This window comes from Ochrobactrum sp. S1502_03, assembly GCF_044435015.1.
Taxonomy (GTDB): domain Bacteria; phylum Pseudomonadota; class Alphaproteobacteria; order Rhizobiales; family Rhizobiaceae; genus Brucella; species Brucella chromiisoli.
Map to the genome: position 1 here is coordinate 23306 of NZ_JAYEXN010000003.1, position 11553 is coordinate 34858.

The following is an 11553-nucleotide window of genomic DNA, read 5'->3' on the forward strand; positions in this document are numbered from 1 at the left end:
AGCGCGCCGTTACATGGCTTACCAGCTCTGTGAACTCTTTATAGAGCTTAAGATAGTATGGGCTACCTTACCGCTCAATTTCCGCAAGATGAAACTTTTGTAAGAATAGAGCTTATAATTCCCGCTCAAACGCGATTATTTGTCGTCAAGAAGCCGGGAAAGCTGGGCTCTTTCGCTTTCAGAAAGCGGCTTTTGCACTTCAACGACAGCACTTCTTCTGCGAAATGCAAAAACAAGTGCGATGCCACCAATTAAAAGAAGAAGCACAGGGAAACCCCATAAAAGAGCTGTCTGTGCATTGAAGCGCGGCTTAAGCAAAACGAATTCGCCGTAACGATCCACCACAAAATCGATAACCTGCTGATCGGTATCGCCCGATGTCAGGCGCTCCCTCACCAATATGCGCAAATCTCGTGCGAGTTCGGCATTGGAATCGTCTATCGATTCATTCTGACAGACCATGCATCTAAGTTCAGCCGAGATTTGACGCGCACGACTTTCAAGCTGAGGATCAGGCAGAATCTCGTCGGGGTTCACTGCCAAAGCAGCAGAACCATATAGTATCAATGAAAATCCTAAAAAAAACGCCGCGAGTTTTTGGGAGAGTCTCATGCGCTTGCCCCTGCCTGCTTGGACGAAGACTTGCGCGCTTTCGACGGAGCGCCGATGCGCAATCGCCGATCGGCCAGCGAGAAGATGCCGCCAAGCATCATCACCAGAGCGCCGTACCAAATGAGTGTGACATATGGTTTCCACCAGACCCGCACAACGATGGATCCTTCACCCGGCTCATCACCAAGAGCGACATAGATCTGGCTGAACCACAGTGTGCGGATGCCCGATTCAGTTGTGGGCATCTGACGCGCAGGGAAAAAGCGCTTTGAGGAGTGGATCTGCCCAAGATCACGATTTGAGGAATCGAACAGCGTAAAATCGCCGCGGTTTTCTGTGAAGTTAGAGCCCGTTAGCGGGCGCAGTCCGTCAAAGCGCAGCGAATAGTCGGCAATGCTGACCGTATCACCGGAACGCATAACAACGACATTTTCCGTGCCAAAGGTTGTGACGCTGACAATGCCAAGCAGCGTAAAGCCAAGGCCCATATGCGCGAGCGATGTGCCGAAGACCGAACGCGGCAGACCGATGAAGCGTGAGAATGCCTTGCCTGCCGAAACTTTACCGATCCCTGCTTTGAGCCACAGGTCAGTAAGGCTGCCAAAGATAAGCCATGCCGCGAGACCGATGCCAAGTGCTGCCATCACCGAATGCGCATTGCTGCGCCACAGCACGATGCCAAAGACAATCAAAGCCAAAGCGAAGGCGGTCATCAGCCGTTGAGCGACGCCATAAAGATCACCGCGTTTCCAGGCCAGAAGCGGCCCGAAAGGCACGGCCAGCAGCAACGGAATCATCAACGGCCCGAATGTCATGTTGAAGAATGGTGCGCCAACTGAAATCTTCTCACCCGTCAGAACCTCCAGAAGTAACGGATAAAGCGTACCGATCAGCACCGTTGCTGCCGCCGTTGTGAGGAAAAGATTGTTAAAAACCAGGGCGCCTTCGCGCGAAATCGGCTGAAACAGCCCACCCGACGAAAGGCTTTGAACACGCAGCGCAAAAAGCGACAGGGAACCGCCGATGAAAATCGCAAGGATGGCTAAGATAAATAGCCCACGCCCCGGATCGGTTGCAAAACTATGCACCGATGTAAGCACACCGGAGCGCACCAGAAATGTGCCGAGCAGAGACAGCGAGAAGGTCAATATTGCGAGCAGGACGGTCCAGATTTTCAGTGCCGAGCGCTTTTCCATCACAATTGCCGAATGCAGCAATGCAGTGCCGACCAGCCATGGCATGAAGGATGCGTTTTCAACCGGATCCCAGAACCACCAACCTCCCCAGCCAAGTTCATAATAGGCCCAGTAGGAACCCATCGCGATGCCGCCCGTCAGGAACATCCATGCAAGCAGTGCCCATGGACGCACCCAGCGAGCCCATGCAGCATCCAGACGTCCCTCGATAAGCGCCGCAAGAGCGAAAGAGAAACAGACTGAGAAGCCGACATATCCCAGATAAAGCAGCGGTGGATGGATGGCGAGGCCGATGTCCTGAAGGATCGGATTGAGATCGCCCCCCTCCATCGGCGCTGGAAAGATGCGTATGAAAGGATTGGATGTGAAAATGATAAAAGCAAGAAAAGCCGTGGCAATCCAGCCTTGAACAGCCAGAACGTTGGCGCGCAGTGTCTCAGGCAGATTGGCCGAGAAGGCTGCAACAAGTGCGCTGAAAAAACTAAGAATCAGCACCCACAGCAGCATCGAGCCTTCGTGATTACCCCAGACGCCGGTGATTTTATAAAGCATCGGCTTCTGCGAATGGGAGTTCTCGACCACATTCAGCACCGAGAAATCGGATGTGACATAAGCAACAGTCAAAACGATGAAGGAAAAGGCAATCAGTGAGAAAACTGCAAGTGCAGTGGGGGCTGCAACGGACATGAGTTGCATATCTCTGCGTTGCGCGCCCACAAGCGGAACAATAGATTGCACCACAGACAAAGCCAGTGCAAGCACAAGGGCAAAATGACCGATTTCAACATTCATGTTCTATATCCCGATCTCATCATTGCCCTTCCCACACGCCCTTTTCCTTCAGGCTGTCGGCGAGATCTTTAGGAATGTAATTTTCATCATGTTTGGCCAGCACACTATCAGCGCGAAATACCCCGTCAGGGCCGAAGCGCCCCTCGGCGACAACACCCTGCCCTTCCCGAAAGAGATCAGGTGCAATGCCTTCAAACACGACTTTGACGGTTTTAATTGTATCGGTGACTGTGAAGTGTAATTCGCTGCCAACCCGCGTAACAGATCCCTCTTCCACAAGCCCCCCCAGACGAAAGCGGGCCCCGGACGTGATTTCCTGTTCAGTCAAATCCGCAGGTGTTCGAAAGAAACGAATATCCTGACTAAAAGCCATCAGCATGAGGCCGACCGCGACCGCAAGAACAGCCAGCGCTCCACCAATCATGATAAGGCGCTTGCGCTTCCTCTGGCTGACGGCGCGGGCAAGACTGCCTGTCGGTTTCGCTTTCCGATCATTATTTTCTGCAGTCGCACTCATTGGGTTGCGCTCCCTGCTTCAAGGCCCAGCCCCGCGGCAAAGCTTTTCAGCTCATCCCGCTTCTCAACATTGAGCGCTTCCGCACCACGTTGTAACGCATCAAGGGCCGCATCGCGGCGATTAAGAACAATGTAAGCCTGCACAAGCCGCTTCCAGCCGTCAAGATTGTCACCGTCGTTGCGAAGGCTATCATCAAGGCGTTGAACCATGCCTTCAACCATGGCCTGACGATCATCGGCATTCATGGCAGCAGCAGCAGCCACATCCTCTGTCGTTGGGCCATTGGCAGGCGGCGGGGCCGCAACAACCCCCTTAATACGGGCAATTGCCTGCTCAATCTGAGCACGCCATGGTGCTTCAGCAGGCGCTTCATCAAGCAGACTTTGTAACCGCTTCACAGCACCTTCGGTATTGCCATCCTGAACTTCGCCCTGCGCGAGGTAGTATTGCGGGCGAATATCTTTCGGGTTCAAACTTGCTGCTTTGTTGAATAATTCTTCAGCTTCTGCCGTCACCGGCCCACCTGACACTGCGATCAAGGCTTCACCAAGCCCAAGAAGGCGAGAAAAGTTTTCGCCTTCAAGACGAATTGCTGAACGATAAGCGTTGACCGCATCGGCACCACGGCCAATGCGCAGATAAATTGGCGCCAAGACATCCCACCCGCGTGCATCATTCGGATTTTGAGAAAGATGTGTTTCAGCACGCGCAATAAGCTCGTCAACCGAACTGTTCTGCGGACTATTTTCCAGACGCGCGGCAAGCGGCATGGACTGCATATCGGGCGCACCAAACAAAGGATAAACACCCCACGCGATCAACGGCACAGCCAGAACAGCCAGAAATGCAAGCAGGCGTCCGGAGCGGGACTTCTTCATTTGCGCGGCTGCATCCGTGCTGGCTTTCTCGGCATTGAGAATACGGCGGGAAATTTCGATACGTGCCTGTTCAGCGCTTGGCGCATCAATCATGCCGCGTGCGGCATCGGCTTCGATCTCACGCAGCTGATCGCGATAAACTTCCAGATCGTTTTTTTCAGGGGGCAAAAATTCCTGCTTGTTCCGCGTCAGCGGCAACAAAACAGTCAATGTAGCTGCAAAAGTCAGCAGTGCGGCAGTCAACCAGAATTCCATGGCTGAGACTTAATCCCAGCCGAGGCAAAAACCAACACTAACCTGCTATAAGTCGCATAGTAGGGCAATTCGCCGCAAAGGCCAAATCAGGTTAATGGCGTCCAGCTTCCATCCGTATTGCGACAAGCCGTTCCACGTGCAGTTTGTGGTGCTCCCGCAATCGTAAAGCTATGGGTATATTGGCGGCAATTTTGGGATCCGACCTGATAAGGCTGTGCGGCGGTCACATCACCAGAAGCCGACCCACTGCCGCTCCAAGACACTGCTTTGCCAGCAGGCGAATATTCGAGCGCGCGATACTCCGCTTCAAGCGCAGTTTTGCGGTCAGCGGCAGTCAATTGCGCTGCTGAACTGCCAAGAAGCCCATTACCGAGTGAAGCAAGCAGATCAGGACGTGTGTCAGCCGGGCGCGTGTTAGCCGGAGCAGAAAGACCACCAAGTGAAGTCAGCCCCGAACCCTTTCCGCCGCCGGACGTACCGCAGGCAGAAAGCGCAATCGCCATTGAAGCAACCAGAATCGGAGCAGAAAACCTTGATACAACCATCATAATAAACCGGCCTTCATAATAAATGAGCATGCATACTATCGCAGAATACAGCTAATAACTTCAATCTTCTAAATCACCTTGAGCCAAACGCAACAGTCAATCTTCGGTCAGCGGCAACACAACGCGCACCTGAAGCCCCCCCATATCGCTTTTCCCCAGATGCAGAGTCCCCCCATACTCGCGCACCGTATCCTGAACGATTGCCAGACCAAGACCTGTTCCCGGCTTCGTTTCGTCAACACGATTGCCACGTTTCAGGGCCGCATCCATCTTATCCGGCGCAAGCCCCGCACCATCATCTTCGATCAGAATTTCAAACTGCCGTTGCGAATCCGTTGCAGACTGCAAAACAATCTTTATCCGTCTGCGCCCCCACTTACCCGCATTTTCCAGAAGGTTTCCGACAATCTCCTCCAGATCCTCCTTCTCACCAGCAAAGACTGCTTCCGGCAGGGTGTTTCTGAAAGTGATCTTCAAAGAAGGGTTGAGCTTTGCTGTCACCCGCTCCATGCGTTCAAGAACAGGCGTAACCAGGGTGCGAAACACAACACTGTCACGTTGTGCTGCAATCCGTGCTCGTTGCAGATAATGCTGGATCTGGACCTGCATTGCCTCGCTTTGTTCCAGTACAAGCCGCCCCTGCTGACCACCCATTGTACGCGCCTCATTGGCAAGGACCGATAGCGGCGTTTTTAGCGAATGCGCAAGATTCCCGACCTGTGTGCGCGAGCGCTCGACAATACGGCGGTTGTTTTCAATCAGCGCATTCATTTCAACCGCAAGGGGGGCAATCTCAATTGGCAGCGATGTATCAAGCTTCGCAGAACGCCCCTCTCGAATATCAGCCAAAGCCTGACGCACTTTATCGAGAGGACGCAGACCAAAAAGAATAATGCCTGCATTAATGAAAACACTGCCTAGGCCAAAAATCGCCAGATAGAATGCAAGTTTCCTTCTAAAGTCCGAAATTTCACTTAGGACTTCACTGAGGTTTCCCATCACGCGAAAACGCGCAACACGGTTGTCATTGTCGAGCACCACTTCCGTTTCAACGATGTAAAGCTCTTCACCGTTGAGACCTGGCAAGGTGTAGCTGCGCATGAACGAGCTATCAAAAGGCGCCTGCGAAACCGGCATTTCCGGCACGATACGCCCCACTGAAGACAGAGACTGTAATTTGCCATTGGTGTTGGGAGAAATGGGGTCAACAAACCAGTACCAACCGGAGAGCGGGCTGGAATATCGCAGATCACCCAATTCCGGGCGGCCCTGCAGAAGCCCATCGGGTGTTATGCTCACGGCGCCAACAAGACTGAAAAGGTGCGCCGTCAGAAGCCGCTCGAAATTATTGCGCGCCGCATCGCCATAAAGTGTGCTGATAAGTGTCGCGACAACGACCAGCCCCAGAATAACCCAGAGCGTCGATAGGGTGACGACGCGTATCGCAAGGGATCGTAAAGAGGGGAAAACGCTGAGAAGCTTCAGTTCCCGGTCCCTTTCGTATCTCCCTGCTCGTCCGAGCGAATGCGATATCCCATACCGCGCACGGTTTCGATCAGATCGACACCCATCTTCTTGCGCAGGCGTCCGACAAAAACTTCAATCGTGTTCGAGTCACGATCAAAATCCTGATCATAAAGATGCTCAACCAGTTCAGTTCGCGAAACGACCTCATCCATATGATGCATCAGATAAGACAGCAGGCGATATTCATGGGATGTGAGCTTGAGCGCGACGCCATCGACGCTTGCCTTGGATGTCTTCGTATCAAGATGCAAGGAACCACAAACCAGCTCAGATGAAGCATGCCCGGCAGCGCGACGAATCAATGCACGCAATCGGGCCAGCACTTCCTCAATATGAAAAGGTTTGGCAACATAATCATCGGCACCGGCATCAATACCAGCAACCTTGTCGCTCCAGCGATCCCGCGCCGTCAGCATCAGAACAGGCATTGTGCGGCCACTGCGCCGCCAGCGCTCAACCACGCTAATGCCATCCATCTGCGGCAAGCCAATATCAAGGATCACCGCATCATAGGGCTCAGTGTCGCCCAGATAATGACCTTCCTCGCCATCAAAAGCGCTATCAATAACATAACCTGCTGCACCCAACGCATCCGAGAGCTGCCTGTTCAGGTCCTTGTCATCTTCAACAATCAGGATACGCAAGCCATATTCCCTTGCCTATGTTGCCTTGCCTATATTCTCTAGCAAAGTAAGTTATTGCGCAGGAACAGCCACTTCGACACGACGCGGACGTTCGCCATCGCGCCCCGGCACGAGCACCACGATCACGCACATAGCGCGACCGTTCTGTGTGGTGGGTGTTGCCTTGGCCAACTGGCCCCCCTGTGAGGCGGCCACTTGTTCGCCGACTGCCGCGCAATCACCTGCGGCGGCAATCAGCATGTTGGACTTCTGCGGGGTAGCAATTGGCAAGGCACCGGCGTTAACAGGCAACAGACCAATGCTAACGGCCAGAAGCGCGAAAATTTTGAGAGCAGGGTTCTGTTTCATCATGTCCCTTATATAGCGCCTTTCATCTGAACGATGCATGAACGATACACGCAGATGATCAACGCAAAGGAATTTTTCCCATAAAACAGCCTCAGACCGAAGCCATTCTAAACTATTGTTTTTACGCATAATATCTTCCGAAACATCCGTCAATATTCCGGTATCAGGCGATCTTCGGAACTTTGCTATCACGGTTTATGAAATTATGAAATGCGCGAAGTTGCCCCTAACCTTCCAAAAATGGTAATAAGACCGGCAATTGCAGTGGCAAGTTGCAGCATTACATCAGTCAAAGCACCATGATCCACCGCATCGCTGATGAAGCCAAAAGCGCCAGCCAGCGACAGAAAAAGCGCGACCAGCCCGGCCCAGATAGTGCGAGAAAGATACCAAGGCTTGTCTTCACTCATGACGTGTCCTTTCATTTCACAAAACATTCTGAATTTCGATTGAGGCAAAATCGCCCGCGCCTATTCTTGCGCTCAACATCGCAATCCGCAGCTCAAAACTGTTGGCTCCAACCTCAGCCATTCGTTCAGCATTCGGATAGATCCATGATGGCGTCTGCACCTCTAAACTTCGGACAAGCGTTTCCCCCTGCCAGATTTCAATCCGATAGGCTTCTGCGTCCTCCCCCAGCGGAATATCTGCGCCCATCCAGCTATCGGCATCTACACGCCCGCGCCTTATCCAATGCAGCGACAGATCACCATTACCAAGCCGTTCTGCCCTGAGATGAACAGGGCTTAAAGGTCTCAAAGCGTTCAGACCACCGATGACTTTCACAGTATCAAAATACTCATCCGAGAAGGTTTTGCCTGCCGCGCCTATCCGCCAATTGAGCTCAAGCCCGATTTCATTTGCCTGCAATCCAATGCTTTGTACGCCGCCATCAAAGAGCACAAATGGCGCTCCGATGGGTTTTTCGATGCGGCTTGCCGCTTCTGTGCCAAGCTGGCCGCGCAAAAGCCGCGATAATCGCCATTGATTCTGTCCAACTTCCTCGGCCTCAAGAAACTGAACCACCTCCCATTTTCCATCGGGAGATTTCATCATTGCCATATTGGCACCATTGAGAATTTGTGCGATCGGCTTTGATTGCAGTTCACCCGAATAAAGCACCACGTCTATGGTCTGCGCTTCGATCAGACGTCCACTCGGACCTGATCCAAGTGCCGCGGTGAGTTCTCCCATGACCGCGCGCTCCCCAATCATATTACGCTCGGCAAAACCATCATCGGAAGGCGAAGCATAAATTGCCACGCCACGCCATGGTCTGGCATGGCAAGCAATGCGAAACTGACCAGCGGGATCTTCCGCACCCGGCCAGAGCGGCACATCAATCAGATGGAAAATCGGCTTCATATCAGAAACTGACCCGCCCGGCGAAAGCTGTGGTGTTTCGCCTCTGTCGGCAAAGGCGACATTGGGCGCTAACGCCACCGCCTTGACCGCTCGCACCTCACCATCTTCGAGCGATGACACCACATAATCACGCTCACCGCCCAAAATATCGATCCGTACCCGGTCCCCGACATGAAGCGCTGCTGCCGACCACGGCAATGAAAAGCTTGCTGTGCGCCGCTCCGCATAGCGACGTGCCATCCAGCCTTCAGCCAGGGCCATTGCCTGTCCTGTTTCCATCGAACCTGAAAGGCTGAGACTCTCTGTCCCTTGTCCCGCATCGCGGCGCACGGATGCCCCCACGACCTGAAAATCACGCAGAGGATCGTTGCAATAAAGCTCCGCCACGCTGGGCAAATCGCCCTGGTCTTCAAGAACAGAGGTCAGCGCATCACCATCATGCGGCTCGACCAACAGGTCCGCAACATCCAGCGTTTGTGCGGTACGTCCAATGCTGCGGAAGACGAATGTTCCCGCCTGCTCAAAACCATGAACGCCAAATACATTCACCAAAGGTTCAAGCACGCCACGCGCTGTGGAGGGTTCTGAAATGACGAAGCCGGTCAAATGTCCATCTGCACCGGAACAATCAGCTTGCGGCAAATCAAAGTCCTCAAGGATTGCGGCAATCAGTTCATCAAGGGCAACGCCACTCAGCCGGCCGTTCAACCAATGACCCAGCCGCCAGTTTGGCGTATCACCCCACACATCCCCTTTCAGCGGAAATTCCGGGAAAGGCCTCGTATCCCAGGCCCAGAGATAAATGCGGTCCATATCCAGCATTGACCCGCCATAGACCGGCGAGACCGGATTATTTTGAGGCCAATAGTAATAATGCGCGCGCAGGAAGCGATCCATTGCGATATCGGAGCGCGAGCCATTCGAAAAATAGGGCGTGGCATTTTCCGACGATTTTGGATCGGGAAATACATTGGGCTGGTTCGGTCCCTTATCGACTGCCGGACATCCGAGTTCCGTAAACCAAATGGGCTTTGACTGCGGCACCCAACCGGTCGGTGCTGCAACCTCCTCACCATCAATCCGGTTATGATGCGGATTGCTCCACCATGCACGAGTGTCTTTGTAACGATAGACCCATGGCTTCCCCGCAAGCCCGTCAGTGATGCGTGTGCGCTTGCGCTCATCCCGGTCTTGACTGTTGGCATAATACCAGTCGAAACCTTCACGTGCCTCAACACTCTGTAGCAGTCCATCAAGATCATAGGGCCCCTCGAAACCATCGGGATTGCCGCCGCGAAGATCACTATCTCGCCAGTCGGAAAGCGGCATGTAATTGTCGATGCCAACGGCATCTATTGCCGGATGCGACCAGAGCGGGTCGAGGTTAAAATAAAAATCGCCGGTTCCGTCCTGTGCCTGATAACCAAAATATTCGGTCCAGTCTGCGCCATAACTGATGCGGCAACCCGCCCCAAGCTTCACACGCATTTCACCGGCGAGCGCACAAAGATGCGTGACAAATGGAAAGTTCTCTCGAGCATCGCGAATGCTTGTCAGGCCGCGCAATTCAGATCCCAGCAAAAACGCATCGACTCCACCGGCCCGTACCGCAAGATTTGCACAATGATTCAAAAAACGTCTGTAACCCCATGTTCCATTGACGAAAGCCTCAACCTGACTTCCCGCCTCAGGCGTTGTATCTGGCGAACCTGTTTCACCGATTGCCGGATGGCAGGTGATACGTCCGCGCCATGGATAGACCGATTGCCCAATTCCACCATAGGGAGACGGCAACTGATTATCAGCCGCAATATCCATCATGATAAAAGGATATAATGTGACTTTAAGACCGCGCGCTTTCGCATCGCGGATGGCACTGATCACGCTCTGATCGGATGGCGTTCCGCCATAGGCCGCGCCCTTGCCGCTCGTCGAAATCAAATGCGCCTGCGCGCGCGTGACATTCTCGACCTTCCATGTCAGGCTTGATAACAGCGACGCCTGATGCGTGACACCGGGGCGAATTTTACATGATGCTGCACGCAGATCATCGCCAAACCACGGCAGAACGATAGCCACGTGTTGCAATTGAGGGCACAGCGCTTGCAGTTCATCCATGGCCACCGTCCAGTCGCTACGACCGCGCTTTGCATTGCGGTTGAGTGTGCGGCGTTCACCGAAGAAGACCCGATCCGTAACCGGATCAGGCGAAAGACCAAATTCAGTTGACCCCGGAATAAGCGCGATGGCACGAAGATTCTGTGCCAGTTCTCCAACCGGTCGCAGAACCTCAAACTGAAACTGCGGAAATCGGTTTCCGTAAGTATCAAGCGGAATGCGTTCGAAAACCACATAGGCCGTACCGCGATAAGCGGGTGCATTGCCCGTGCCCTGCTTTGCCTCAATCAGCGGGTCCGGCTGCTGGGTATCGGTGCCGTGATAAATGCGCATTTCGATCTCGGTAAGATCAAGCTCCTGCCCATCGGCCCATACACGACGAATAGTAGCAATTTCACCTTCGGCAACTGCATAGGCTGCATTGCCGAAATAACTGTAGCTGGTGACTTTCGGACCGCCCTTGCCGCCCTGGCGCTCGGTGGTTTTCTTTTCCTCAAAACGGGTTGCCCAGATCAGCGTGCCCGTAAGCCGTGCTGTCCCATAGACAAATGGCAATGCAGCGCCCTCTTCTGCCGTGGCCACGCGGCCGCTATTGAGGCGTGCCCCTTCCATATGACGGGTAGAATTGATGATTGCCGTGTCGATGGCATATCCGCCCATGGCACCAAGACCTGCGCCGATAGCTGCACCCACAGGACCAAAAATGCCTCCGACAGCAGCGCCCACGGCCTGCAGAACAACAGTCGCCATTGC

The 11553-nt window shown here is 53.6% G+C and carries 10 protein-coding genes; all 10 read right to left on the reverse strand.

Annotated elements, in window-relative coordinates:
• Nucleotides 1–135 precede the first annotated feature (135 nt).
• Nucleotides 136–612: a cytochrome c-type biogenesis protein gene (locus VBH83_RS03570; RefSeq protein WP_265983216.1), complete on the reverse strand. Its 477-nt coding sequence runs from the start codon at nucleotides 610–612 to the stop codon at nucleotides 136–138.
• Nucleotides 609–2600: a heme lyase CcmF/NrfE family subunit gene (locus tag VBH83_RS03575; protein ID WP_265983215.1), complete on the reverse strand. Its 1992-nt coding sequence runs from the start codon at nucleotides 2598–2600 to the stop codon at nucleotides 609–611. Before VBH83_RS03575 ends, VBH83_RS03570 begins: the two co-directional genes overlap by 4 nt.
• A gap of 19 nt (nucleotides 2601–2619) precedes the next feature.
• Complete coding sequence (ccmE, locus tag VBH83_RS03580; RefSeq protein WP_265983214.1) at nucleotides 2620–3117, reverse strand: cytochrome c maturation protein CcmE; 498 nt, start codon at nucleotides 3115–3117, stop codon at nucleotides 2620–2622.
• Nucleotides 3114–4250, reverse strand: coding sequence for a c-type cytochrome biogenesis protein CcmI (gene ccmI, locus VBH83_RS03585; protein ID WP_265983213.1), 1137 nt, complete (start codon nucleotides 4248–4250; stop codon nucleotides 3114–3116). Before ccmI ends, ccmE begins: the two co-directional genes overlap by 4 nt.
• An 86-nt stretch (nucleotides 4251–4336) precedes the next feature.
• Nucleotides 4337–4798 (reverse strand): hypothetical protein, encoded by a 462-nt coding sequence (locus VBH83_RS03590; protein ID WP_265983211.1) that lies wholly within the window; start codon nucleotides 4796–4798, stop codon nucleotides 4337–4339.
• 96 nt (nucleotides 4799–4894) lie between these two features.
• On the reverse strand, nucleotides 4895–6205 hold the full coding sequence (locus VBH83_RS03595) for an ATP-binding protein (protein ID WP_265983860.1): 1311 nt from the start codon (nucleotides 6203–6205) through the stop codon (nucleotides 4895–4897).
• A gap of 74 nt (nucleotides 6206–6279) precedes the next feature.
• Nucleotides 6280–6969, reverse strand: coding sequence for a response regulator transcription factor (locus VBH83_RS03600; protein WP_265983210.1), 690 nt, complete (start codon nucleotides 6967–6969; stop codon nucleotides 6280–6282).
• 51 nt (nucleotides 6970–7020) lie between these two features.
• Nucleotides 7021–7317 (reverse strand): hypothetical protein, encoded by a 297-nt coding sequence (locus tag VBH83_RS03605; RefSeq protein ID WP_265983858.1) that lies wholly within the window; start codon nucleotides 7315–7317, stop codon nucleotides 7021–7023.
• 203 nt (nucleotides 7318–7520) lie between these two features.
• Entirely contained in the window at nucleotides 7521–7727 is a 207-nt protein-coding gene (locus VBH83_RS03610; RefSeq protein WP_265983209.1) for a hypothetical protein, read from the reverse strand.
• 16 nt (nucleotides 7728–7743) lie between these two features.
• Nucleotides 7744–11550, reverse strand: coding sequence for a glycoside hydrolase/phage tail family protein (locus VBH83_RS03615; RefSeq protein ID WP_396996410.1), 3807 nt, complete (start codon nucleotides 11548–11550; stop codon nucleotides 7744–7746).
• Between the last annotated feature and the right edge of the window lie 3 nt (nucleotides 11551–11553).

Bases quoted from the DNA above. Each gene is read 5' to 3' on its own strand.
- VBH83_RS03570 (WP_265983216.1), bottom strand. From the start codon at position 612: ATGAGACTCTCCCAAAAACTCGCGGCGTTTTTTTTAGGATTTTCATTG.
- VBH83_RS03575 (WP_265983215.1), bottom strand. From the start codon at position 2,600: ATGAATGTTGAAATCGGTCATTTTGCCCTTGTGCTTGCACTGGCTTTG.
- ccmE (WP_265983214.1), bottom strand. From the start codon at position 3,117: ATGAGTGCGACTGCAGAAAATAATGATCGGAAAGCGAAACCGACAGGC.
- ccmI (WP_265983213.1), bottom strand. From the start codon at position 4,250: ATGGAATTCTGGTTGACTGCCGCACTGCTGACTTTTGCAGCTACATTG.
- VBH83_RS03590 (WP_265983211.1), bottom strand. From the start codon at position 4,798: ATGATGGTTGTATCAAGGTTTTCTGCTCCGATTCTGGTTGCTTCAATG.
- VBH83_RS03605 (WP_265983858.1), bottom strand. From the start codon at position 7,317: ATGAAACAGAACCCTGCTCTCAAAATTTTCGCGCTTCTGGCCGTTAGC.
- VBH83_RS03610 (WP_265983209.1), bottom strand. From the start codon at position 7,727: ATGAGTGAAGACAAGCCTTGGTATCTTTCTCGCACTATCTGGGCCGGG.
- VBH83_RS03615 (WP_396996410.1), bottom strand. From the start codon at position 11,550: ATGGCGACTGTTGTTCTGCAGGCCGTGGGCGCTGCTGTCGGAGGCATT.